This window comes from Roseofilum acuticapitatum BLCC-M154, assembly GCF_030068475.1.
GTDB lineage: Bacteria > Cyanobacteriota > Cyanobacteriia > Cyanobacteriales > Desertifilaceae > Roseofilum > Roseofilum acuticapitatum.
Window position 1 is genome coordinate 1 of record NZ_JAQOSP010000003.1, and the last position, 24,805, is coordinate 24,805.

Genomic DNA, 24,805 nt, shown 5'->3' on the forward strand with positions numbered 1-24,805 from the left:
CAGCGCTTTGCGCTGTATTGGTGGACAGTAGGAAAAGATCCCCCCTTGCCCCCCTTAAAAAGGGGGGAATAGGAAAGTCCCCCTTTTTAAGGGGGATTTAGGGGGATCAAGATGTCCCACATAACAGCGAAAACTGCTGTATCAGTAAATTTACGTTATTTTTGGATTAAGAAAATTTCTATAACTTTGTTGGTTGCTTAGGGGGTCATACCCTTATTCCCATTTTTCTTTTCTCAGAACATACTAAATAATAGGAGCATTTATGGCCTAGGAAATCCTAGCGCTCAACAGTGAATCTTAAGGGAAAAATCGGTATAAAAGACGAGGTAGTTAGCAATGACCAAAACACTAATGAGCCAAAATTATGCCCAAAAAGCCGAGCGCTGTGTCGAAGAAGGGAACTATGTAGAGGCGATCGCCCACTTTGACCGCGCTCTGATTTTCGATCCCGAAAACATCAACCTTTGGATTCAGCGAGGATGTGCCTGTACCCATCTCCACCACTATCAAAAAGCCCTATGGAGCTTTGAAGAAGCCCTCAATCTTAATCCTCAAGATAGCACCATACAGCTCTTTCGAGGTGTATGTCTCCATCATTTGCAACAATATAATCAAGCCTATCAAAGTTATAACCAAGCCCTTGGCCAAAAAGCCCATAACCCCTTCACTTGGGTGCGCCAAAAAATAGCCTTACTCTGTGAAACCGGAAAAACCCTGGTCTTGACTCAATTCTAGAACGCTTGCGCGATCTATCTATTAGTGCGATCGCCTATTGACTTCATCATGATTCCGTTTGATGCTAATAAAGAACAGCGACCCATCGAAACATAGGAGGCGTTGGTTGTGATTCAAGAGTATCTACAAGAAGCCATGGAAAAAGCGACGTATGAATTCCTGGAAGAAGAAGGATTTTATGGGTCAATTGCTGGTGCGGCTGGAGTCTGGGCAACGGGTGAGACTTTGGAAGAATGTCGCCGAGAGCTGTTAGAAGTGTTGGAAGAATGGGTATTAATTGGTCTTGCTAGGGGGGATGAACTGCCCGCATTTGATGACGTGCAGTTGAAGGTGGAGTTAGTCGGATAATGCCTGTTTTTGGCCCCATATCCCGCCGCGAGTTAATTGCAGCCTTGAGAGCGGCTGGTTTTGATGGCCCTTATTCTGGGGGAAAGCATCAATTTATGGTTCGGGAAAGTTTACGAGTTCGTATTCCTAATCCCCATAAAGGAGATATTAGTAAGGGTTTGCTGAGACGAATTTTAATGCAAGGGGGTATTTCTGAAGAAGAATGGGAAAGTTTGTAGTCTCTGGAAACCTTAAAGGGCGGTGGAATAAACCCGGTTTTTCAGTGTCTGTTATGGTTACTGTAGGGGCAGGTTAACCCATATCCCCCAATTCCCACCAATAACTGTTGTGAACCTGCCCCCAACCCTTCGCGGGGGTGGGGCGGGTTTAGATAATTAATTGGTTTATGTCCTAAATTTGGGTATAACCCGCCCCTACAGATCATTGTTCATTTTTAAATGAGTTATGTAATACCTGCCCCTCATCCCCCTACCCCCTTCTCCCGCAGGAGAAGGGGGAAAGTCCCTCTCCCAAGGGAGAGGGATATAGGGAGAGGGACTTTCCTGTTGCACAACTCATTTAGACTAGCTATAGTCATAAAAGCGATCGCTATCTAAATCCGTCCATTCCCTCCATTGGTCATCTTCCTGATAATGTTGTACCATGGCTTCTGCTTGCTCTTCTAAGATTCGATTTCGCTCGGCTAAGGATAACCTTAAAACGCTTTTTCGGTCAACTTTCTTGTTCGCTGTCTCTTGATACAGGGAATCAATGAAATCAATTGCGATTTGTTGCTTCTCAATGGGCAAAGCGCTCAATTTCTCTATAATTTCCTGTGTTTTGAGAATATTCCTATTCATATTGCTTAACTGGAAATCACACTTCCATAATCATAATCTAAAATAATTTGGTTTTTAATCAGGCGATCGCTGTTCTGGTTACTGTAGGGGCAGGTTAACCCATATCCCCCAATTCCCACCAGCCCTTCGCGGGGGTGGGGCGGGTTTTGGGAATTGATTGGTTTATGTCCTAAATCTGGGTAAAACCCGCCCCTACAGATCATTGTTCATTTTTAATTTTTTCGGCTGTCGCCGACATGAAAATTTTTAATTTTTAATTGATTTGCCTTGACTTTCCCCCCAGTCTCTGCTATTCTAGGATCTATAGTCAGGAAATGTGTCCGCATATATAGTCAAAGAGTAGAACTCGGTTTTTTCCCAAAAAATTTTTCCGCCTTCGGCGGAACACACAAAAGGGCAAAAGTGCAGAGGGCTAGAAAGTCCTGCCCGAAACGAGGGGAAGGACAACCCGCAGCCCGATGTTGTTGTCACGAACGTCGGGATTGTCGTAGACCCGATTCGCGCAACGACAATCCCTCGAATCGCTGCTGTACCAATAACCACCGCGAAGCACTCTTAATTTTGATTCATCGCTAGATAGCCATATACTCCCATCAGTAGGAGCGTTATTATAATTATTATGCCAATGGTCGGCACACCACTCCCACAGATTGCCATGCATATCATACAAGCCAAACCCATTTGGTGGAAAACTTCCTACTGGGGTGGTGGTCTGACGATATTCTCCTTTCGGCTCATCAGCATATCTGTAGTCGGTACTCCCATTATAATTGGCGAGGTCAGTAGTCAGGGTGTCGCCAAAATGAAAGGGGGTAGTCGTTCCGGCGCGACAGCCATATTCCCATTCCGCCTCGGAAGGCAAGCGATAGGAGTTTCCCGTATATCGGGACAGCCGGGCGCAGAATTCCTCGCAATCGTACCATGAAACTTGTTCTACGGGCAAGTTTTCTCCCTTAAAACGAGAGGGATTAGATTCTAGGGTACGATTCACTTGCGGAAACGACGCTACTCTGCGCCATTGCGCCTGGGTAACTTCAAATTTTCCCATATAAAACGGCTGCACCGTCACCGAACGCTGCGGCCCTTCATCATTATCTCGGTCTTTTTCCTCCGGTGGCGAACCCATGAGGAATGTTCCCCCCGGAATAGCGACCATATCTAAAAAGATGCCTGCTCCCAAATTCTCCTGGAAATATTGCGCTTGCCGATTTTCCCGTGCAATAATTTCTCCCCGTCGGTTCACGGTCACGACTTCAAACCGGAAGATGGGCAGTTGGGGTTCCTCTGGTTCGGGTTCTGGCTGTGGTTCCGGTTCGGGTTCGGGTGGTGGTTCCGGTTCAGGCTCTGGTTCTGGACTAATTTCCGGTTCTACTGGTATTTCCGGTTCAACACTCGGTTCTAGTTCTCCTCCCCATCCATCCATCACCGAACGCGCCAACAAACTCCCCACAAATCCCATCCCCACTAAACCCACACCTTGAATGACTCGCCGTCGCGTAGGGTTATTCGATGCTACTGTTGGGCGTGGCGGCGGTGTTGGTGACGGTAGGACAGTCCCTCCTCGCAGTTCTTTCACCTCCTGCAAAGCTTCCCTCGCGGAACTGTAGCGCTGACGAAAGTGCTGATAAACCATTTTCTGCAACACTCGCTTGAGTCCCCGGCTGGCATGAGGCGCAAAGGGTTGCCAAATCACTTCTAGGGTATCTGGGTCATCTTTGAACTGGCTGGGTGACTTTCCGGTTAAGGCTTCTATGGCCGTCATCCCCACTGCATAGATATCGCTGGCTAATTTGGGCTTACCTACTGCTTGTTCCGTCGGCATATATCCGGGTGTGCCAATGGCAATGGTGAAAACCGTTCCCCCGGTGGGAGTTATCTGGGAGAGTTCTTGCTTGACTGCTCCAAAGTCAATCAACACCAGCTTGTTATCCCCATCCCGTCGCATCAAGTTATCCGGTTTAATATCCCGATGAATCACTTGCTTTTGATGGACAAACTTCAAGGGGATGAGCATCTCTTCTAGGAGTTTCAGTACCTGCTCCTCTGACCAAGGTTTTCCCGGTTGTATCTCCTGTCTCAATTCATGACCCTGGATATATTCCTGAACCAGATAAAATTGTCCTCCTTCTGCCACAAATGCCAACAGGCGCGGAATTTGATCGTGATTTCCCAATTCTTCTAAAATTTCCCCTTCCTGGTCAAATAACCGTTTCGCCACTTTCAGACCTTGGGGGTTATTAAACTGGAGCTTGAGCTGTTTCACCACACAGAGGGGATGTCCCGGACGGTGGATATCTCTGGCGAGGTACGTTATGCCAAATCCTCCCTCGCTCAGTTTCCGTTCGATTTGGTAATGACCCGCAAGCACTTGTGGCATGGTTCAATTAAAAATTAAAAATTTTCATGTCGGCGACAGCCGAAAAAATTAAAAATGATTGGGTGGTGGGTGGATATGCCCGACTTTAGTATAGTACCCAGAGCAATTGTAGGGGCGGGTTATACCCAAAACGAGGAAACCCATCCATCAATGTCGTAAACCCGCCCACCCCAACCATTTTGGTTAAATGATGACAAGGGGCGGCAATTGATTGATTCCGGCGAAGACCAGAAACCCGGTTTCTTGAAGAAACCGGGTTTCTAGACAGGGGCGGGTGTTCTAGATTTGAGTATCGCGCCGTTTATCATAGGTTAAGCAATACCATCAAACCCATGCCTTCCCCATTCCCTGGAATGAATCCCTATCTGGAGCATCCAGACCTTTGGTCTGAAGTGCATAGCCGTCTGATTGTGGCTATAGCCGATCGCATTGCACCAACCTTACTGCCCAACTATTATGTAGCCATAGAAAAGCGTGTTTATTTGAGTACCCCAGAAGATAGCGTCCTCATTGGTATTCCCGATGTTTCCGTTATCGCTCCACAGGTCAAATCTACTCAAGAATTAGAACAGAATCCAACTTCAACAGCAACATTGTTGAAACCCGATGAAGCGCAAACAGTGACGGTAGCATTAGCTGAGGAAGTAGAAGAACGGTATTTAGAGATTCGGGAAACCAAAACGGGACAGGTGGTCACTGTCATTGAGCTACTCTCACCGAAGAACAAACGAGCAGGAGAGGGAAAGGAGGCTTATCTGCGTAAGCGCCAGAGCCTTTTGACTCACTCTACCCACTTAGTCGAGATTGATTTACTCCGAGGGGGAAAACCGATGCCAATGCAAGGGGTAATTCAGTTGAAAGACTATCGAATTTTGGTGAGTCGATGGGATAATAGGCCTCATGCCCAACTTTACGCCTTCAATTTACCGGAGGCTATCCCCAAGATTGAGTTACCGTTGCAGGTTGGAGAAAATTCCTTAGTGTTTGATCTAAAACCCATTCTCGATGGGGTTTATGACCGTGGTGGTTATCACTTCCGCATTGATTATAATCAAGCTCCTATTCCTGCTCTTTCTGGGAAACTGGCAGCTTGGGTGAAGACACTCCTAATCTGATATCCATTAAAAATTAAAAATTGGCCATGATATCAAGTTCGCTTATTCATGTCCGCGAAGCGGAAATACCCTAATTAAAAATCCAGGGAGCAAGATGCTCCCACTCCAGCAATATCAAGGGATTAGAGGAGTGCGGGCATCTTGCCCGCTTCTTAACCAATTTTCATGTCCGCTTGCGGAAACTGGACTTGATATGATTCATTGATGCGTAGGGGCGGGTTTACCCAAAATTAGGAAACCCACCCATCAATGTCGTAAACCCGCCCCTGCCCTGTTTCAGGGCTTACGGTTGATTCAAAATCGGTTGAATGGATTGTTCATATTCTTGCCATTCCTGTAACTCCTGGGGAACAGAATTAACCCCTTTTTGCATTAAAATCACCCCATTGATAAAATCAGTGATGCCATACTGGGAAGTCGCCAGGAGATGATGAATTAAACCCAGATGGATGTTGAGAGATTCCCTATCCTCTGAAAATGCCGATTGATAGCGCACTAAACGCCATAAATCCACTACCAGATAATCTACCGTTTCCACCTGCCCATTATCGCCCCGAATAAACACAAAGGGAGAACGGATAATCTCGCGACGACTGGAAAGATGGGGAACAATATAGGTTGTCGCTGAAACACTGGCATCTTCTGGAATTTGACCGATAATTTGATAAATTTCTCGGCTTCTTTGCCACTGTTGGAGGGGAGAGACATAAACCCATGGCTCCACGGCATCGGGCACTATAAAGTATAAGGTGCGATTGGGATTAGCGGCGATCGCCAAAAAAATCGAAGTGCTAAGACATATCGCCCAAAACCGTCTCCAAAAGCGCGTCAAAGACCGAGGTTCACGGGGTTTATGGGGCTGAAAAAAATTATTAAACCCTTCCCCAGCCCACCATAAAATCGTCCCATAACAAAGGCCCGGAACCAAAGCTATAGCATAGCGCACATTAATCGAGAGTAGGGAAGTCGTTTGACCGACCAGTAATTTCAGTAAGGGAAACCCGGCAATAATCCAGGCAGTCGGCGCAACCACAGGCACAAAGGCAAAGGGCAACCATTGAGCAAGAATATACCTAAAGGTCAGGGAAAATGGGGTAAACAATTCGATCGCCAATTTCCCCGGATTCATCAACATCCCCCGAATAATATCCAGAGTTGACGCTTCCTCAGCCTCCGTATATTGGCCAAACTGCTCCAACATAAACCGCTTAGAAATATCATCGGAAAACAGGGGCATGATCAGATTAGTCAATGCCAAAATATACCCAAAACTCAGCAAACACACGATCGCCCCAATCCGAGGAAACCGGCGGCTCAAAATCATATACATCCCCACCCCAAACAAGGCAATCCCCGTATCCTCACGAATGGCTAAAATCAAAGGACACATGAGAGCAAACAGCCACCACCAGCGCTTTTCCATGGCCAGCAGCAGCGTAAACATAAACAGGGGCAACTGAAAATTATCGTGGAAATTACACAGGGTTGGCCCGATTACCGCATGGGCCCCATAATAGCTAAATGTAATCCAGCGAGCTGGAATCGGCTCCAAATACTGCCGAGCAAGCACATATAATACCAGAGCTGCCGCCGAAATTGCCGTCACTAATAATACCGACAGGGTAGCAGCTTGGGGAAACCAAGAATAGAACGGCAACCAGAGCAACAAAGCCGGAGTAAAATGCTGTCCCAACCGGTGATAACTCACATCCGGCATTTCCCCAGCATGAACCACATTCGTCGAAAGCTGAGAAGACAAACTACTTTGGAAAAAATTACCCTGGACTCCATTCCACATCACCTGATTAAAAATGCCCTGATCGTAGGACGAATAGAATGTGAAATGGCGATGCAACACCAGCGCCATACAGACCATCAAAAAAAATCCCCCGACCATCAGCAGGGGTTTCCATTCATCAGCTTGAAGGGGGGTTAGGTTTCGCCCTTGCGGAAAATTGGCAGTCATACCGTCATTCAGGTCTACTTAAGACTTAGTTTGAATCAGTTCCACTTTATAGCCATTGGGGTCTTCCACAAAAGCAATTACTGTAGAGCCATGTTTCATCGGCCCCGGTTCGCGCACCACTTTACCCCCCTTAGCCGTAATTTGCTCACAGGTTTGATAGATATCCTCGACTCCTAGGGCAATATGACCATAGGCATCACCGAGATCATACTGGTCTTTACCCCAGTTATAGGTCAGCTCCAAAACCGTATGATCCGATTCTTCCCCATACCCGACAAAGGCTAGGGTAAACTCTCCTCCCGGATAATCCTTTTGCCGCAGCAGCTTCATCCCTAAAACGTCGCAATAAAAGCTTAGGGACTCTTCTAAGTTTTTCACTCGTAACATGGTGTGCAAAAATCGCATAGTTTAATCCCCTAGTTTCAATCCCAAATACTTTCCAAAATTCAAGGCAGATTGGCTATCCATGGCGTATTCTAGCAAACGTTCCCTAGACACAATAAGGACAACTCTAAGATTATGCCTGAACTCGATACGGCGATCGCCCAAATCAACGCCCGCGAAATTCTCGACTCTAGAGGCCGCCCCACAGTAGAAGCAGAAGTCTATTTAGCCAACGGTGCTATGGGTTTAGCCCAAGTCCCCAGTGGTGCATCGACTGGCAGCTTTGAAGCCCATGAACTCCGAGATGATGACCCCGCTCGCTATGGTGGCAAAGGAGTCTTAACCGCCGTTCGCAACGTTAAAGAAAAAATCACCCCAACTCTAATTGGGGTAGATGCTCTCAATCAACGGTTGGTTGACCATCTGATGATTGACCGGGATGGCACAAGCAATAAGAAAGAATTGGGTGCAAATGCAATTCTCGCCGTTTCCTTAGCCACCGCTAAAGCCGCCGCCGAAACCCTAGGATTGCCCCTATACCGCTATTTGGGCGGCCCTTCCGCCAATGTCCTCCCGGTTCCCATGATGAATGTAATCAATGGTGGGGCCCATGCGGATAATAATGTGGATTTCCAGGAGTTTATGATTGTCCCCCATGGTGCATCTACATTTAAGGAGGCTCTACGCTGGGGTGCAGAAGTTTTTGCATCCTTGAGTAAGGTTCTTAAAGAGCGCAATTTACTGACGGGAGTCGGAGATGAAGGGGGATATGCGCCTAATTTAGAGTCTAACCAAGCCGCTCTAGATATTCTGATGGAAGCCATTAGCAAGGCGGGATATGAACCCGGAAAGCAAGTTTCCTTAGCGCTTGATTTAGCCGCCAGCGAATTCTACGATAATGGAAATTATGTTTATGATGGCTCTTCTCACTCGGCAGAAGAGTTTATCGGCTATTTGGGCAGTTTAATCGATCGCTATCCCATTGTTTCCATGGAAGATGCCCTCTTTGAAGATGATTGGGACAATTGGAAACTAGCGACGGAGAAATTGGGTAATCGCATTCAGCTCGTCGGCGATGACTTATTTGTGACCAACCCCACGCGCCTACAGCAAGGTATCGATCGCTCCGTTGGTAATGCCATTTTGATTAAACTCAATCAAATTGGATCTCTGACCGAAACCATGGATACCATCGCCCTGGGCGCTCGCTCCAGCTATCGTTCCGTCATCAGTCACCGTTCCGGAGAAACCGAAGATACCACCATCGCCGATCTCGCCGTTGCCACCAACGCAGGTCAAATTAAAACCGGTTCTCTCTCCCGCAGCGAACGAATCGCCAAGTATAATCGTCTACTACGCATTGAAGATGAATTAGGCGAAATGGCAGTCTACGCCGGAACCGTCGGTTTAGGGCCCAAGATCGGCTAAGACTCTTGCTGAGAAATTCCCAAAACCCCTAGTTGTAGGGGCGAACGGCCGTTCGCCCCTACAGATATACCTATGGATAGATCTGGGTGTATATTCCAGAATCTGGAGAGGATACTATAGAACAAACCCACTTAAATCTTACCCAATGGTTAATCTCAGCCAAAAATCCATAAAAATATCTCGACTCTATCAAGACAGAGAATTACGCAAAAGTTATGTGGTCTGGCAAGAAGAAGTGCATCCGGAAGCATTACCCGCTCTGGACAGTAATCGGTCATAATTTTTAAGAAAGATTAAGAATTCTTGCATTAAAACCAGAATTACTCATTCAATTTTATTGATCAACCTTTCTACAGGATTGGCCCAAAGTCTGATATATAGTAAATAGTTAAGGAATGTAAGTTTTTCTAAGATTCGGGAGATATACCAAGGTGGCAATTCCTTTATTAAACTACTCTCCAAAAAGTCAAAATGTGCGTGTTGCCGGCTATGAAACCGGTTCCGAAGAGCAACCCATTGTTTTTTCCACGGAAGATCTGCTCTCTGGCAGTGGCCTGGATGAATTAATCTGGGCTGCCTATCGCCAGGTTTATAGCGAACACCAAATGCTCAAGCAAAATAGACAAACCGCCCTAGAGTCTCAACTCCGGTATGGTCAAATCACCGTGCGTGATTTCATTAAAGGTTTAGTCACCTCCGATCCTTTTATGCGTCGGAACTTTGAAACCAATAGTAACTACCGCTTTGTAGAAATCTGCGTTCAACGCTTGTTGGGCCGCGATGTATACAGTAAGCGGGAAACCATTGCTTGGTCGATCGTGATTGTGAATAAAGGTGTAGCCGGATTCGTCGATGAACTCCTAGAGAGCGATGAATACCTGGAAAACTTTGGTTATGACACGGTTCCTTACCAGCGTCGGCGGGTTCTTCCCCAACGGGCAGTAGGAGAAACTCCTTTTAACCTGAAGACTCCTCGGTATGAAGCTTATCACCGTTCTCAGTTGGGCTTCCCCCAAACCGTTTGGCAAAACCAAATCCGCAAGTTTACTCCCCAAGAAAAAGCACCGTCTGCTGGCAGCCCTGTCAGTTTCTTGGATATGGCTAAGTCTATCGGCAGTGCCCGGCCCGGAGGAGTAGGACGGGTTTCAACCGCAACTCTGCCTATTGCGGCTCCTTATCGCAAGTCCTAATGGGTGCTTAAGCTCTTTGTCTAAGGACTTGTAAAAGTTTATTAAATTCTGGGGGTGGTGGAGCAATGGCTTCTATCCACTCCTTTTTTGTGGGATGCTCTAGGCGCAGTCGCCAAGCATGGAGGGCTTGTCCAGAGAGATTAATGCCGAGGGAGCGGTTGCGGCTATAGGTGGCATCTCCGACGAGGGGATGGCCGATAAAGGCGCTGTGGACGCGAATTTGATGGGTACGGCCGGTTTCGAGTTGGAAATGGATGAGGGTGTAGTTACCGAGGCGCTCTTGGACTTGCCAGTGGGTGATGGAAGCACGGCCGCCTTTTTCCACGGGTACGATCGCCATTTTTTGGCGATCGCCGGGATGTCTGCCAATGGGTTGGTCAACGGTTCCGCTTTCGCTGCTGGGGGAACCATGGACAATACCGAGATAGTCGCGACGAGCGGTTTTGTCTTTCAGTTGAGCTTGGAGATGATAAAGAGCGGTGTCGGTTTTGGCGATCGCCAGAGCGCCGGTAGTATCCTTATCCAGTCGATGGACAATTCCCGGTCGTTGCTCGCCGCCAATGCCTTTTAAGTCAGGACAATGGGCTAAAATGCCATGAACTAATGTCCCGGTTTCATGACCTGCGGAGGGATGTACCACTAAGCCAGCCGGTTTATTGATAATTAAGATCTGCTCATCTTCATAGAGAATATCTAGGGGCATCTCTTCCGGAATTAGGTCAATCGGTTCCACGGGGGGCAACTCTAAGGTAATGCGATCGCCCGGTTGTAGAGTCATTTTCTTCAGTTGGCAGACGCAATCGTTCACTTTCACTTGACCGCGATCGATCAATTTCTGGAGACGGGAGCGCGAAAAATCCGGTAACTGCTCCGAGAGATAGCGATCCAGGCGATCGGCTTTCTGCTTGACTTGAAGATCTATCATTTCCGATGAATTCACAATCACAACTATAGGTTTGGCGATCGTCATGGGCAATGGGTAGTAGATCGATAGGATAGCTTGAATCACTACTTTAAAATAAGTGGTTTCTCCCCCTATGTCACTTGAGAAAAAAAGCGGTAAAGTGAAGGTATCCAGAGTTCAAGGGTGCATATACACAATGAATAATCTACCGAAACTGCTCCAGATCCTTTTGGCGATCGCCGCTATCAATAGTGTAGGGTGTTCCCCACGAAACCCAAACATCATGAAACAGAACCTTGCCATTGATTGTTGCCAATGCTGTGATGACGATGGCAATAACTGTAAATGTTGTTTATGTGGATAACCTCTGAATTGTTTAACCCCAAAGGCTAAAGCTTTAGCTATTTTACTTATGAGTCATTCCACTGGCTCTATTTTTATCAGTCATTAAATATACTGAATCTTCAACCCGTTTTAAACTCCTCTGATGCAGTATAATTAGTCAGAAGAATACCATCGCACTTTTGCCATAACTGAACCCCAGCCATAATCCTTATCATTTGTAGGGGCAATTCATCACATTGCCCCTAAATTAGTATTGATAACTATCCACTGTATGATAGCAACAGTAAACTAGAAGATAAGGTCAACCCTTCATAGCAGCCCACGAGAGAAAGCTATGGTTGAACCAATTCTTAGTGAGCAGGTTTAAGGGATGCGGGCAAAGTTGAGCGGCACAATCAAGGGATGGGGTAAAATCTTGCTCACCGCTACTAGCATAACCGCAGCGATCGTTGGGGTGCGGCTGACGGGGGTATTGCAACCTTTAGAACTGGCGGCATTAGATCAAGGGTTTCGCTTGCGCCAACAAGAAGCGATCGACGATCGCATCATCATTATTGGCATTAATGAGGCAGATCTGCAAACCTTGGGCACTTGGCCGATCTCCGATGCCACCTTAACCCAAGTCTTAGAAAAAGTAAAAGCCCAAAATCCCACTGTTATCGGATTAAATTTATACCGCAATTTACCCGTTGAGCCAGGATATGAGGATTTAACGACCCTATTTCGAGCCACTTCTAATTTAATTGGCATTCAAAAAGTCGTAGGAGATAGTGATGGGTTGGCGATCGCCCCCCCTCCCGTCTTAGCGGAACTCGGCCAAATCAGTGCCAATGACTTTCCCTGGGATGTAGATGGTAAAATTCGCCGAGGATTTCTTTATCTTGATGACGATCAAGGCAATACGATCCTCAGTTTAGGCTTTCGTCTAGCCCTATTGTACCTAGAAACCCAAAATATTCTTCCCACCATTACAGAAGACTTTGAGATCACCCTAGGGCAGGCCCAATTTTATCCCTTTTCCAGCAATGATGGGGCCTATATCCACAGCAATGATGCCGGTTACCAAATTCTGCTCAATTATCGCGGTAAACCCGGCAGTTTTATCACGGTTTCTTTAATGGATGTCCTAGAAGAGCGCATTCCACCGGATTTAATGCGCGATCGCATTGTCTTAATTGGTTCCACCGCCAAAAGCTTAAAAGAATCCGTCTTAACCCCCTATAGTAATGAGATCCAAGGCATTCCTCAAGCCATGGCCGGAGTAGAAGTCAATGCCAACTTAATCAGCCAGATCATCAGCGCAGCCATTAATGGCCGCTTATCCATCAAAACCTGGCCCGATATTTACGAATACCTATGGATTTTTTTCTGGTCAATCATTGGCGCAAAATGGATTAGTCAATGGCGCTTAATAGACGATGTTGCCAAACTTTATATTGGTCGAACCACTCTCAATTTTATTATCAGTGCTGCCAGCCTGATGGGTCTAAGTTATCTTCTCTTTCTTCAGGGCTGGTGGATACCCGTTATTCCCTCTATTTTTGCCTTAACCACCTCTGCACTCTTAAAAACAAGTTATACCCTCTGGAATAATCTGAGAAAATCTCAACAACAACTGCAAGAATATCTACGCACCTTAGAAGCCAAAGTTGCTGAACGGACTCAAGAATTACAAGCAGCTAAACTCGCAGCAGATGATGCTAATAAAGCCAAAAGTGAATTCTTAGCCAATATGAGTCATGAATTACGCACCCCCTTAAATGGAATTCTTGGTTATAGTCAAATTTTGATTAGAGATTCTAGCTTAAATTCTCAGCAAGTTAATAGTATCAATATCATCAATCAATGTGGAACGCATTTACTCAATTTAATTAATGATATTCTCGATCTAGCCAAAATTGAAGCGCGTAAGATGGACTTAAACCCTACCGATGTTCATGTTCAATCCTTTTTGATGGGTGTAGCTGAAATTTGTCGCATCAAGGCAGAACAAAAAGATATTGAATTTATTTATAAAATGGATGATGATCTACCAGACACTCTATATTTTGATGAAAAACGCCTCAGACAGGTTTTAATTAATTTAATTGGTAATGCCATTAAATTCACCTACAAAGGGGGAGTGATATTCCATATTTATCGACGCACTCCAGTAATTGGTTTAGATTCTGATGCTATTATTTATCCCCTTGTATTTGCCATTGAAGATAGCGGTGTGGGAATGACTCCTGAACAAATAAAAACTATTTTTTTGCCCTTTGAGCAAGTGGGAAGTAAAAGCCAAAATGCAGAAGGAACGGGTTTAGGGTTAGCGATTACTCATCAAATTATTGATTTGATGGAGGGAGAAATAAAAGTTAAAAGTGAATTGGGTAAAGGGAGTCAATTTCAGATTCTTCTTAACTTGAAAAGTAACCCTTCTAAATGGATTGATAAAAAACAGAAAATCAAACAAAAACCAATTCAAATTAAAGGCATAGCTCCCCGGATTTTAATTGTTGATAATCGTTGGCAAAATCGGGGTATTTTCATCGAAATTTTATCTCCTTTAGGGTTTGAGTTAGCCGAAGCAGAAAATGGTCAAGAGGGCTTAGAAGTCGCGGAAAAATTTAAGCCTGATTTAATTATTAGTGATGTGGGAATGCCGGTTATGGATGGGTTAGAGATGATCCAGCATTTACGACGATTGACCCAATTTCAAAACACGATTATTTTAATTGCATCCGTGCGTGCATTTGCTTCTGATCGAGTTCAGTTTTTAGAGTCGGGTGCTAATGATGTATTATCAAAACCGGTTCAAATTGATGAGTTGTTGGATAAATTAGAGGATTATCTGCATTTAGAATGGATTTATGAAAATCAAGAAATAGAAGGTTATAATTCTCCTGGTTCTGCGGAAGTTAAGGAACAAAAAATACCGGAAAATGTAGAGCTAAAAAGCTTACATTATGCAGCTAAAATTGGCGATATTGAAGCCATTAAAGTAGAATTAGACCGGATTCGAGAACTCGATGCTAGTTATGAAGCATTTGTGATGCAGTTGGAAGATTTGGCAGCGAATTTTGATGTGGAAAGTATTGAGGAACTTTTGCAGAAAATACTGTAAATACTGTTGATGAGTTGAGGATTTTAATTAGAGTAATAAACCTAGGGCGGGCATTGCCCACCCTACTTCTGATATCAATAATTAATGATTCATGCTCTCCAAAAGACTCTTAAATAAGGTTAATCCATCTGTTCCTCCTAAGATGGGATCGCTGGCGCGTTCAGGGTGAGGCATCATGCCCATAACATTGCCTTTTGAATTACAAATTCCGGCGATATCATTCAGGGAACCATTGGGATTTTCGCCTAGATAGCGGAAGAGAACTTGCTGATTGTCTTCGATTTGGGCGAGGGTTTCGGCATCGGCATAATAGCGTCCTTCTCCATGGGCGATGGGGATGGTTACCCTCTGATCTTTGGCGTATAAATGGGTAAAGGAGGTTTGATTATTGTCTACTTTTAAGGTGATACGATCGCAGACAAAATGCAGTCCTTGATTCCGGGTTAAGGCTCCCGGCAGTAATCCCACCTCGGTTAAGACTTGAAATCCGTTACAGATGCCCAAGACGGGTTTGCCTTGATGGGCATGTTCGACGATCGCCGTCATAATGGGAGAAAACCGGGCGATCGCCCCGCAGCGCAAATAATCCCCATAGCTAAATCCTCCCGGTAATACCACCCCCTCCACATCCTCTAACGTCGTTTCCTGATGCCAAATTAACCGAGTTGGGCAACCTAAGCCATCGCGCAGGGCATACACCATATCGCGATCGCAGTTAGAACCGGGAAAAACCACCACCCCAAACTTCACGATCTCTCCTCCCTACTCTGGAATCAAATCAAAACGATAATTTTCAATCACAGGATTCGCTAACAGGCGATCGCACATTTGATCGAGCTGCTCCTGAGCCTCCCTTTCTCCCTCCGCTTGCAATTTCAAATCAATATATTTGCCAATTCTGACTCCTTCCACAGTTTCATAACCCAACTGTTTTAAGCCCGACTCCACCGCCACCCCCGCCGGATCGAGAACGGAAGGGCGCAAAGTGACAAAAATTTTCGCACGATAGGTTTGAGCCACGATTGACTTGCCTTTAGGGTACACCACTTCTAAGAGTACACCCCCTTTCCCCATAAAGAAACTGCTACAGTGAGCAATTGAACTCCTATTAAACATAAATACCCATGAATCCATTCAATCGGCGATCGCTCTTACGCCTCATCCTCAGTAGTTGCCTCCTCCTGCTCCTCTCCCTTCCCTTTGCACCATCCACCCTCGCCCTAGGCGGCAAACTCCCCCAAATTGGGCAACCCGCCCCCTCCTTCCAACTGCCCACCAACACCGGAGACGGAGAAATCGCCCTTTCCGACTACCAAGGAAAATGGGTAGTCGCCTACTTCTACCCTGCCGACTTCACCCCCGGTTGTACCCTAGAAGCCCGGCGCTTTCAAGAAGACTTACCCGAATACCTCAAGCGCAATACCCAAATCCTAGGCATTAGCGCCGATGATATTAAATCCCATGCCGATTTCTGCGACAGTGAAGGCTTAAAATTTCCCCTGCTTGCCGATACCACAGGCGAAGTGAGCAAAGCCTATGGTTCCTGGTTGCAGTTTATCTCCATGCGCCATACCTTTATTATCGACCCCGATGGCATTCTCCGCGCCACCTTTACCGGTGTTCGTCCTGCCATTCACTCCCAAGAAGTTCTCGCCCGTTTGGATGAACTACAGCAACTCAATTAAACCGTATACCGGTTAATCGGAAAAGAGAAGCGGGCATTTTGCCCGCACTCCTGAAATCCATTGATCTGACTAGAGTGGGAGCGTCTCGCTCCCTATATTTTTGATCGTGCTTGAATAGTATGCCTGCTTCTGAAACTATGGATCAAAACTTCAGTTTTAAGTACCAATCAACCAAAGTTTTTGATGGATTTTCAACCTGCTTTCGGCAGTGGCGATCGCAAAACTCCCATTGTCAATTTTTACATGGCTATAGCATCTCCTTTAAGGTTTGGTTTGAAGGAGAGCTAGATCAACATTCTTGGGTGTGGGACTTTGGCGGCATGAAAAGAGCCAAGACTCTCATTGATGGCATGAATCCTAAAGAATGGATGCATTATATGTTTGACCATACCGTGATTGTGGCTGAAGACGATCCTCACTTATCCAGTTTTTATCAACTTCAAGAACAAGGAGTGATTCAGCTCCGGGTACTGCCCGCCGTCAGTGCCGAACAATTTGCCCAATTGGTGTTGACTAAACTCAATGCCTTTGTCCAAATCGAAACTCAAGGCCGAGTCTGGGTTAAGCGCGTAGAATTTAGGGAACATGAGCGCAATTCAGCCGTAGTCGAAAGAAATGAATCTTGATTTCCCCTATATGGGGATCATTTGACTGTAAGACGTTAGTAATTCATCACTCGATAGGCTGGCGCTTTCTTCTTGGGGACTCCATAGTAATTCAAACACCATCAGATATTCTGGAGAAATAGACCCTAAACGTCCCAAAGTTTCCCTTAAGGCTTGGGCAGTGTGGATATCTTTGAATAGGGGTTGATCGTCAGCCGTTCCTACCAACAACGTGACAACTACATAAGAACCCGGTTCAGATAATTCTTGGCTTAAAGCAGCCAATCTTTCTTGAACTGCACCGTTGACATTTACCAAGGTTTCAGAGGTGAATTTACTTCGCTCTTGTAACGAGAGTTTTTCAAATAACTGTTGCGCTTCTTCACGAGAATTTACCGTTTGTGAACTCGAAGCAACATAACACCAGCGATCGCTCCTTCGCATTAATGCCAAAGCTCCCTCTTGCAGCATATCAACCAATCCTTCGTTGCTCTCGGTATCCCCATTCAAAGTTAACTGAGTTAACTGTTCCTGAAGATCCCCCTCTGGAGTCAACAAAGCCACTTGTAACTTACTAACCGTAACCCTATCATTCTCCAACTCATTGCTAGGAGAACGTCGGCTAAAAATCAGGTAAGCAATAAATAGAGCGCCCCCAAGAATAAGTAGCCCCAACATAAAGCCCATCCAGTTCGATGGAGCGGTTCGACCACTCGCATAAACCGCCCCAGTGATTCCCGGATCGGGTCGGTAATGGCCAGGAGGCGGGGCACTATTTAATGGCTCAGATGGCTGTAAATGGCTGCTAGGGGGCGGTGGAGCAAGAGGAGCAGGGGGGGGATCGGATCGGGGCATACCTTCCTCAACCGGGCGGCGATCGCCCGGTATGGGCACAGGAATCGGAACCGGTATCATCGGTCTAGGTGGCGGCGGTGCAGAGTGAACCGGTAGACGAGCAGGGGGAGGCGCAGAAGGGTGTGGGGGTGGAGGTGGTGGAGCAGGTGAGGGTGCAAACGATCCCCCCCGTACTCGTCCCCCCGTACTACTGCTACTCGGAACATTGGGGGAAGATTGACTCGCAGAAGAACCCGAAGTAGGCGTTTTTTTAAGCGCAGGCGTAGAACTCGAAGAACCGCCACTAGAGCTAGAACCCCTGGAACGGGAGCGACTACCACTGGTCGATCGCGAACCGGAGCTAGAACCAAACGAACCGCCCCGCGATCGCCCCCCACTCCGTTTCGCCAAAGCCTCCGTACCGATCTGAAATTCCGTATTGCGCCATGACTCGGATACCGAAAGCGGAAGCCCTTGAACCATCAACCATAAGGCGATCGTCGTGACCAAAAACCGTAATCTAGCATTCAGGTGCATCTTCACCCTACCCTTTGAAGCACATTATCTCCAGTGTGCCTTTTCATCCCCCAACTGTCGAATCGGAAGTGGGCGATCGCCTATTCCCTATTCCCTATTCCCTGTTCTCTCCACGCCTCATACAAATCCGGTCGTCGCTCCTTCGTCCGCTCCACCTGCTGCTCATAACGCCATTGAGCAATTTTGCCATGATCCCCAGAGAGCAACACCTGCGGAACCCTCTGCCCCCGAAACTCAGCCGGGCGCGTATAGTGAGGATAATCCAACAACCCCTCCTCAAAACTCTCCGCCTTCAAAGACTCCTCCTTTCCCACCGTCCCCGGTAACAGCCGCATCACCCCATTGAGCAGCGTCAGCGCCGGAATCTCGCCCCCCGTCAGCACAAAATCCCCCAAAGACACCTCGCGAGTCACCAGACTTAATACCCGCTCATCTATCCCCTCATAATGGCCACAAAGGATTACCAACTGGTCATACTCCCTAGCCCAAGTTTTAAATAATCCCTGTTCCATCCGCTCTCCCTGGGGAGTCATCAACAGCACCTCCCGGCGATCCAACTGGGGTAAAGACTCCACCGCCGCAAAAATCGGTTCCGGCTTAATCACCATCCCCACCCCACCCCCATAAGGTTCATCATCTACCTTATGGTGCTTATCAGTGGTAAAATCGCGGGGATTGGTCAAATAAACCTGAGCAATGTTTTTGGCAAGCGCCTTGCCCAACAATCCTGAACTCAGGGGGGACATAAAAAAATCAGGAAACAGTGTAATGAGATCGAATCGCAAGAGTGGCTCCTATTTAACTGAACGAGCATCACAGAGACAGATTTCCCCGTGATTAGATTGTGTATTGGCCATTAAGCTATAGCATAGAAGATACCCGAAATCCCAGAGGTTGAAGGTCTAAAGGGTTGAACTTCTCAACCCATTTGCTAGTCCCTTGTTGACCGTTTCAGAAGAGAATTGTTTTTTCAACCCTCTCTTCTAACCCCATAAGTCACCATGATGTGTAAAGTCAGTTCCATGTTAAAGTTTCAATCCCAACCCCAATCGCCACAGGCTCCTCGATCGACGAAAACCTCAATTATGATCATTGGTGGTGCAGAAGATAAAATTCATGGTCGAGAAATTCTGCAAACCTTTTTTAACCGCTCTGGGGGGCAAGAAGCCAAACTAGCGATTATCCCCTCTGCCTCTCGCGAACCCCTATTAGTCGGCGATCGCTACCGTACCATCTTTGGCGACATGGGAGCCAAAGATATCATGGTCTTTGATATTCGAGACCGGGAAACCGCCAGCTCTTCCCAATGGCAAACCTTCCTTGAAAACTCTACCGGAGTTTTCATGACTGGAGGAGATCAACTGCGTTTATGTGGACTACTCGCCGATACCCCCGTCATGGAAACTGTACGCCAAAAAGCATTAGCAGGAGAAATCACCCTAGCCGGAACCAGCGCCGGGGCCGCAGTTATGGGAGAATATATGATTGCCGGTGGCGGCAGTGGTGAATCCCCCAATCGATCCCTCGTGGATGTCACCACCGGATTGGCGATCGTTCCCCAACTCCTCGTCGATCAACACTTCCATAACCGCAATCGGATGGCCCGCCTAATCAGCGCCATATCCGCCTACTCAGACCGCATCGGCATCGGTATAGACGAAGATACCTGCGTCATTGTCGAAGGAGATGGACTCTTATCCGTCATTGGTAAAGGAACCGTCACCATCGTCGATCCCGGCAATCTCCTCTTCAACAACGAACACACCGTTGGCGCAACCGATCCCCTCAGTGTCTGTAACCTCAAAGTTCATATCCTTTGCCATGGAGGACGCTACAATATGCACTCAAGAGAAATTATTGTCGATCCCGGTCAACCCGGAAGCCCACCATCGAGCTAAATCCAATCGACACCGGTTAACATTGACCGGAAAACTGTCCAAAGTGAACAGTCTCTTATCCACTATCCCCTTCATGCTTACCAGAGGGTAGAATCAGGATGTCAAAAACCTTAACCAACAACCTGTATCAACCTATCTATCTGTCATAGCAGTTTCCCTACCGCGCGATCCATCTGCCCCATGAAAATCCTCAGAACACTAACTCTACGTGGCCCCAATTACTGGAGTATTCGCCGAACCCAATTGGTGATTCTACGTCTAGACCTAGAAGACCTCGCCGAAAGACCCTCGAATACCATTCCCGGTTTCTATGAAGGACTTACACAAGCCTTACCCAGTTTAGTCGAACACTATTGCGCCCCAGGATATCGAGGCGGATTCCTGCAAAGAGTTCAAGAAGGCACATACATGGGCCATATTGTCGAGCATGTAGCCCTAGAACTACAAACCCTAGCCGGTATGAGTGTTGGCTTCGGTCGTACCCGTCAAACCGCCGATTCAGGAGTTTATCAAGTCGTCTTTGCCTATCTGGATGAAAAAGCCGGTCGATATGCAGGAAGAGCAGCAGTCCGACTGTGCCAAAGCATTGTTGAAACCGGTAGTTATTCCCTCTCAGAATTAGAACAAGATTTACAAGACTTGCGAGAACTGTGGGCAGATGCCGCTCTTGGCCCCTCAACCGATGTCTTAGTTAAAGAAGCTGAAGCCCGTAATATTCCTTGGATGAGACTAAGCGCCCGATTCATGATCCAATTGGGCTATGGGGTACACCAAAAACGCATTCAAGCCACCCTGAGTAATCTGACTGGCATTTTAGGAGTAGAACTAGCTTGTGACAAAGAAGGAACCAAAAAAATTCTCCGAGATGCGGGGATTCCGGTTCCTAGAGGAACGGTGATTGAATACCTGGATGAACTCGAAGATGCCATTGATGAAGTCGGGGGCTATCCTTTGGTGCTTAAACCCCTCGATGGTAACCATGGTCGAGGCATTACCATCAATGTTAAATCCTACGAAGAAGCAGAACTCGCCTATGATGATGCCAGTTCTGCCTCTAAAACCCGTCGGGTGATTGTGGAACGATATTATGAAGGCAATGACCATCGGGTTCTGGTGGTTAATGGTAAATTGGTGGCGGTAGCTGAACGAGTGCCGGCCCATGTGGTGGGAGATGGAAAATCAACCATTGCCGAATTAATTGAAGAAACGAACCGAGACCCCAACCGAGGACAAGGCCATGATAATATCCTGACTCGGATTGAAATCGATCGCAACAGCATGAATTTGCTAGACCGGCAAGGCTACACCCTCGATAGTGTGCCCAGAAAAGGGGAAAGATGTATGCTGCGGGCAACCGCTAACCTTAGCACAGGGGGAATTGCCATTGACCGCACGGATGAAATTCATCCGGAAAATATTTGGTTAGCTGAACGAGTTGTCAAAACTATTGGTCTAGATATTGCCGGAATTGATATTGTGACCTCTGATATTAGCCGGCCCCTGCGGGAAACCGATAGCGTCATTGTAGAAGTGAATGCGGCTCCTGGCTTCAGAATGCACGCAGCTCCGAGTCATGGATTGCCCCGGAATATTGCTGCCCCCGTGATGGATATGCTCTTTCCTCCGGGTAAGCCCTCCCGTGTGCCGATTTTTGCTCTGACGGGAACCAATGGGAAAACTACCACGACCCGCCTCACAGCCCATATCATGAAGCACACGGGGAAAGTGGTGGGATATACAACCACTGATGGAACATATATCGGCAATTATTTGGTAGAGTCCGGTGATAATACTGGGCCGCAAAGTGCAGAATTGATTCTGAAAGACCCAACGGTAGAAATAGCGGTGTTAGAAACGGCTCGCGGGGGCATCTTGCGGAGTGGACTGGCCTTCGATTGCTCGGATGTGGGTGTGGTATTAAATGTGGCAGCCGATCATTTAGGGCTGGGAGATATTAATACCATAGAACAAATGGCCCAAGTCAAAGCGGTGGTTGCTGAAACGGTTAAACCGGATGGCTATGCGGTACTGAATGCGGACGATCCCCTGGTTTCGGCTATGGCAGAACGCTTAAAGTGTAATGTGGCCTATTTTTCCATGGAAGCGGATAATCAGGTGGTGAAACGACATACCTCTAAAGGGGGTATCGCGGCAATTTATGAGAATGGCGATTTACTGATCCTCAAAGGAGAATGGAAAATGAGGATTAGTAAAGCGGTAGAGATTCCCATGACTCTGAAGGGAATGGCTCCGTTTATGATTGCTAATGCGTTAGCGGCAAGTTTAGCTGCGTTTGTTCACGGGGTGAGCTTGGATCAGATTCGGGCAGCTTTAAGTACGTTTGAGGCTTCATCAAGTCAAACCCCAGGACGGATGAATTTATTCGAGATTGGGGATTATAGTGCCTTGATCGATTATGCCCATAATGCCCATAGTTATAAGGCTTTAGGGGAATTTGTGAAAAATTGGCCGGGAGAGCGGATTGGGGTAGTGGGTGGCCCTGGAGACCGCAGGGATGAAGATTTTATGCTGCTCGGCGAGCTGTCGGCGGAGATCTTTGACCGCGTTATTGTTAAAGAGGATGATGATACGCGGGGGCGGCCTCGCGGAGATGCGGCCGATTGGATTGCTAAGGGGATTGAAAAGAGCGATCGCCCGTGCAAGTATGAGATTATTCTCAATGAAACGGATGCTGTTAATACGGCTTTAGATTCGGCTCCCAAGGAGAGCTTGGTGGTGATTTTGCCCGAAACAGTCTCGCGGGCGCTTCGCTTAATTGAGAGCCGTCTCCCTTCTAAGAATTAGGATTTGGGCGAGTCAGAGGGGTTGGCTTCTGAAAGAGGGTCAACCTCGGCTTCTGGCTCATGATTCATTTCTTCTTTGAATCCGCGAATGGTTTTGCCCATGGCTCTACCCATTTCGGGGATTTTTTTGGGGCCAAAAATGAGTAGGGCTACTACAGCAATAATGCCAATTTCCGGTAATCCGAGACCAAACATAGGGGTTTCCTAAGTGCTAGAGTTGAAAGTTACTGATGCCAATCCTAGGTTATGGGTTTTGGCCAATCAAGCAACCTGGTATACTGATATGCTTAAAGGTTAGCATCCTTTGGAAGTCCCTTGCTGATGTCTTGAATGGGTGAAGGTCTGGTTATGTCAAAAGTGGTATTGAGAGAGCAACAACATCCCCTGATTCGGCGTTTGGCCGATACTCTAGAGCAGGTTTGGCATTCTCTTTTGGATCTCGAACCCTATGATTTGCCCGGAGAGTTGGGCTATGTTGAGGGACGACTGGAAGGGGAGAAGCTAACGATTGAAAATCAGTGCTATCAAACGCCGCAATTTCGGAAAATTCATTTGGAGTTGGCGAAGTTGGGCCAGGGTTTGGATATTCTCCATTGTGTGATGTTTCCGCGACCGAATTATAATTTGCCTATGTTTGGGTGCGATTTGGTGGGGGGTAAGGGCCAGATTAGCGCGGCGATCGCCGATTTGTCTCCTGTGAGCCAGAACCGGACTTTACCAGATTCTTATTATCGGGCGCTGCAATCTTTGCCCAAATCAGAATTTGCCCAACATCGCCAACTCCCCCCTTGGGCGGATATTTTTTCTGAGTTTTGTTTGTTTATTCGCCCGGAAAATGAAGCGGAAGAGCTTCAGTTTGTGCAACGGGTGGAGGCATTTATGAAAATTCATTGCGCCCAAGCCGCAGCCGCTCAACCCGTTTCAGAGGGAGAGCAAAAGACGATTTTGGCGGGTCAACGCTATTACTGCACCCAACAACAGCAAAATGATAAGACTCGCCGGGTGCTAGAAAAGGCATTTGGCCGGGAATGGGCAGATAATTATATGAATCAGGTGTTGTTTGATTATGTGGAAACTCCGGAAGATTGTGTGGTTTAAGCGCCTTGAATGCTGCTAAAATTCGGACTTCAGATAGGTTTGAATGACCTGAAGCTCGGTCTCTGTGGGAGCGCTCCGGTGATGGACTTCTTTGAGAAATCGTAGGCTCTCCCAGAGTTCGAGACCTTGGTGACGACAGAGATAGGCAAGACAGACGGTGGGCGATCGCTCAATGGCTGCGAAACAATGGATATAGAGGGATTTTCCTTGCTCTAGGGTTTGCTGAACTAGCTTAACGGCTTCGCCTAAGTCTTCCGGTGTCATTGGCTCTTGATAGTGGCTATCGGGTAAAGGATAGGACAGACAATCAAATTGATCCCTAAATTCGGGCAGGATCGATCCTTCGGTTTCGGGACAAAGGGAGAGAATCGCTTGAATTTGTTCTTGCTGCAAATGAGCATAATGCTTTTTCTCGGTGGGTAAAGGCCCGATCGCCAATTTGCCCGGTAAAACCCAATGACAACAAAACCGATCTTTGCCGGTTGAACGTTGTCTGAGAGAGGGTTGAGTTAATTTCTTCCAGAATGAAATCACGATAGTTGATAATTATTGATAATTTTAGATCCTGAGTATAATCAAGGGGAGGACAAAAAACTCCGGAATTTTA

At 46.9% G+C, this 24,805-nt stretch carries 25 protein-coding genes; 13 read left to right on the forward strand and 12 right to left on the reverse strand.

The window, feature by feature from the left end:
• Window positions 1-336: 336 nt before the first annotated feature.
• The 3 genes from PMG71_RS00225 (at window position 337) to PMG71_RS00235 (ending at window position 1,301) form a co-directional block, all read left to right on the forward strand.
• On the forward strand, window positions 337-735 hold the full coding sequence (locus PMG71_RS00225) for a tetratricopeptide repeat protein (RefSeq protein ID WP_283751614.1): 399 nt from the start codon (window positions 337-339) through the stop codon (window positions 733-735).
• Between the two features lie 108 nt (window positions 736-843).
• Window positions 844-1,083: a type II toxin-antitoxin system HicB family antitoxin gene (locus PMG71_RS00230; RefSeq protein WP_283751615.1), complete on the forward strand. Its 240-nt coding sequence runs from the start codon at window positions 844-846 to the stop codon at window positions 1,081-1,083.
• On the forward strand, window positions 1,083-1,301 hold the full coding sequence (locus PMG71_RS00235) for a type II toxin-antitoxin system HicA family toxin (protein WP_283751616.1): 219 nt from the start codon (window positions 1,083-1,085) through the stop codon (window positions 1,299-1,301). The genes PMG71_RS00230 and PMG71_RS00235 overlap by 1 nt, the downstream gene beginning before the upstream one ends.
• A 345-nt stretch (window positions 1,302-1,646) precedes the next feature.
• Here the strand turns inward: PMG71_RS00235 and PMG71_RS00240 are convergent, their stop codons facing one another.
• The 3 genes from PMG71_RS00240 to PMG71_RS00250 form a co-directional block, all read right to left on the reverse strand.
• On the reverse strand, window positions 1,647-1,922 hold the full coding sequence (locus tag PMG71_RS00240; RefSeq protein ID WP_283751617.1) for a hypothetical protein: 276 nt from the start codon (window positions 1,920-1,922) through the stop codon (window positions 1,647-1,649).
• A gap of 5 nt (window positions 1,923-1,927) precedes the next feature.
• Window positions 1,928-2,125: a hypothetical protein gene (locus PMG71_RS00245; RefSeq protein WP_283751618.1), complete on the reverse strand. Its 198-nt coding sequence runs from the start codon at window positions 2,123-2,125 to the stop codon at window positions 1,928-1,930.
• Between the two features lie 209 nt (window positions 2,126-2,334).
• Window positions 2,335-4,299 carry a bifunctional serine/threonine-protein kinase/formylglycine-generating enzyme family protein gene (locus tag PMG71_RS00250; RefSeq protein WP_283751619.1) on the reverse strand — a complete coding sequence of 655 codons (1,965 nt, stop codon included), beginning with the start codon at window positions 4,297-4,299 and terminating at the stop codon, window positions 2,335-2,337.
• Window positions 4,300-4,631: 332 nt separating this feature from the next.
• Here PMG71_RS00250 and PMG71_RS00255 point away from each other — a divergent pair, with 332 nt between their 5' ends.
• Window positions 4,632-5,414, forward strand: coding sequence for a DUF4058 family protein (locus tag PMG71_RS00255; RefSeq protein WP_283751620.1), 783 nt, complete (start codon window positions 4,632-4,634; stop codon window positions 5,412-5,414).
• A 283-nt stretch (window positions 5,415-5,697) separates the two neighbouring features.
• On the opposite strand, the gene PMG71_RS00260 is transcribed toward PMG71_RS00255, so the two are convergent.
• Together PMG71_RS00260 and gloA are read right to left on the reverse strand one after the other, a co-directional pair.
• Complete coding sequence (locus tag PMG71_RS00260) at window positions 5,698-7,380, reverse strand: DUF2079 domain-containing protein (protein WP_283751621.1); 1,683 nt, start codon at window positions 7,378-7,380, stop codon at window positions 5,698-5,700.
• An 18-nt stretch (window positions 7,381-7,398) separates the two neighbouring features.
• Complete coding sequence (gene gloA / locus PMG71_RS00265; protein WP_283751622.1) at window positions 7,399-7,785, reverse strand: lactoylglutathione lyase; 387 nt, start codon at window positions 7,783-7,785, stop codon at window positions 7,399-7,401.
• A gap of 114 nt (window positions 7,786-7,899) precedes the next feature.
• On the opposite strand from gloA, the gene eno reads away from it, so the two are divergent.
• The 3 genes from eno (at window position 7,900) to PMG71_RS00280 (ending at window position 10,382) form a co-directional block, all read left to right on the forward strand.
• On the forward strand, window positions 7,900-9,192 hold the full coding sequence (gene eno / locus PMG71_RS00270) for a phosphopyruvate hydratase (protein ID WP_283751623.1): 1,293 nt from the start codon (window positions 7,900-7,902) through the stop codon (window positions 9,190-9,192).
• Window positions 9,193-9,337: 145 nt separating this feature from the next.
• Window positions 9,338-9,472 (forward strand): hypothetical protein, encoded by a 135-nt coding sequence (locus tag PMG71_RS00275; protein WP_283751624.1) that lies wholly within the window; start codon window positions 9,338-9,340, stop codon window positions 9,470-9,472.
• 151 nt (window positions 9,473-9,623) lie between these two features.
• Complete coding sequence (locus PMG71_RS00280) at window positions 9,624-10,382, forward strand: phycobilisome rod-core linker polypeptide (RefSeq protein ID WP_283751625.1); 759 nt, start codon at window positions 9,624-9,626, stop codon at window positions 10,380-10,382.
• 7 nt (window positions 10,383-10,389) lie between these two features.
• Here the strand turns inward: PMG71_RS00280 and PMG71_RS00285 are convergent, their stop codons facing one another.
• Entirely contained in the window at window positions 10,390-11,352 is a 963-nt protein-coding gene (locus tag PMG71_RS00285; RefSeq protein WP_283751626.1) for an RluA family pseudouridine synthase, read from the reverse strand.
• A 649-nt stretch (window positions 11,353-12,001) separates the two neighbouring features.
• Here PMG71_RS00285 and PMG71_RS00290 point away from each other — a divergent pair.
• Window positions 12,002-14,737, forward strand: a complete 2,736-nt coding sequence (locus PMG71_RS00290) for a CHASE2 domain-containing protein (protein WP_283751627.1) — start codon at window positions 12,002-12,004, stop codon at window positions 14,735-14,737.
• A gap of 81 nt (window positions 14,738-14,818) precedes the next feature.
• Here PMG71_RS00290 and purQ read toward each other — a convergent pair whose 3' ends face one another.
• Both purQ and purS read right to left on the reverse strand, forming a co-directional pair.
• Window positions 14,819-15,487, reverse strand: a complete 669-nt coding sequence (gene purQ / locus PMG71_RS00295) for a phosphoribosylformylglycinamidine synthase subunit PurQ (RefSeq protein ID WP_283751628.1) — start codon at window positions 15,485-15,487, stop codon at window positions 14,819-14,821.
• 12 nt (window positions 15,488-15,499) lie between these two features.
• A complete protein-coding gene (purS, locus tag PMG71_RS00300) occupies window positions 15,500-15,757 on the reverse strand; it encodes a phosphoribosylformylglycinamidine synthase subunit PurS (RefSeq protein WP_283751629.1) in 258 nt (85 codons plus the stop codon).
• A gap of 104 nt (window positions 15,758-15,861) precedes the next feature.
• Between purS and PMG71_RS00305 the strand changes: the two genes are divergently transcribed.
• The gene (locus PMG71_RS00305; protein ID WP_283751630.1) at window positions 15,862-16,422 is read left to right on the forward strand and encodes a peroxiredoxin; all 561 of its coding nucleotides are present in this window, start codon (window positions 15,862-15,864) and stop codon (window positions 16,420-16,422) included.
• Window positions 16,423-16,541: 119 nt separating this feature from the next.
• Window positions 16,542-17,048: a 6-pyruvoyl trahydropterin synthase family protein gene (locus tag PMG71_RS00310; protein ID WP_283751631.1), complete on the forward strand. Its 507-nt coding sequence runs from the start codon at window positions 16,542-16,544 to the stop codon at window positions 17,046-17,048.
• Between the two features lie 6 nt (window positions 17,049-17,054).
• Here PMG71_RS00310 and PMG71_RS00315 read toward each other — a convergent pair whose 3' ends face one another.
• Complete coding sequence (locus tag PMG71_RS00315) at window positions 17,055-18,398, reverse strand: DUF1517 domain-containing protein (RefSeq protein ID WP_283751632.1); 1,344 nt, start codon at window positions 18,396-18,398, stop codon at window positions 17,055-17,057.
• Window positions 18,399-18,478: 80 nt separating this feature from the next.
• Window positions 18,479-19,183 (reverse strand): tRNA (guanosine(37)-N1)-methyltransferase TrmD, encoded by a 705-nt coding sequence (gene trmD, locus PMG71_RS00320; RefSeq protein ID WP_283751633.1) that lies wholly within the window; start codon window positions 19,181-19,183, stop codon window positions 18,479-18,481.
• A gap of 219 nt (window positions 19,184-19,402) precedes the next feature.
• On the opposite strand from trmD, the gene PMG71_RS00325 reads away from it, so the two are divergent.
• Window positions 19,403-20,296 carry a cyanophycinase gene (locus tag PMG71_RS00325; RefSeq protein WP_347179153.1) on the forward strand — a complete coding sequence of 298 codons (894 nt, stop codon included), beginning with the start codon at window positions 19,403-19,405 and terminating at the stop codon, window positions 20,294-20,296.
• Window positions 20,297-20,476: 180 nt separating this feature from the next.
• Window positions 20,477-23,101 (forward strand): cyanophycin synthetase, encoded by a 2,625-nt coding sequence (gene cphA / locus PMG71_RS00330; RefSeq protein ID WP_283751635.1) that lies wholly within the window; start codon window positions 20,477-20,479, stop codon window positions 23,099-23,101.
• Here cphA and tatA read toward each other — a convergent pair.
• Window positions 23,098-23,295 (reverse strand): twin-arginine translocase TatA/TatE family subunit, encoded by a 198-nt coding sequence (gene tatA, locus PMG71_RS00335; protein ID WP_283751636.1) that lies wholly within the window; start codon window positions 23,293-23,295, stop codon window positions 23,098-23,100. The genes cphA and tatA overlap by 4 nt on opposite strands.
• Window positions 23,296-23,448: 153 nt before the next feature.
• Between tatA and PMG71_RS00340 the strand changes: the two genes are divergently transcribed.
• Window positions 23,449-24,198 (forward strand): phycocyanobilin:ferredoxin oxidoreductase, encoded by a 750-nt coding sequence (locus PMG71_RS00340; RefSeq protein ID WP_283751637.1) that lies wholly within the window; start codon window positions 23,449-23,451, stop codon window positions 24,196-24,198.
• 15 nt (window positions 24,199-24,213) lie between these two features.
• Here the strand turns inward: PMG71_RS00340 and PMG71_RS00345 are convergent, their stop codons facing one another.
• Window positions 24,214-24,732, reverse strand: coding sequence for a protein-tyrosine phosphatase family protein (locus tag PMG71_RS00345; protein WP_283751638.1), 519 nt, complete (start codon window positions 24,730-24,732; stop codon window positions 24,214-24,216).
• Between the last annotated feature and the right edge of the window lie 73 nt (window positions 24,733-24,805).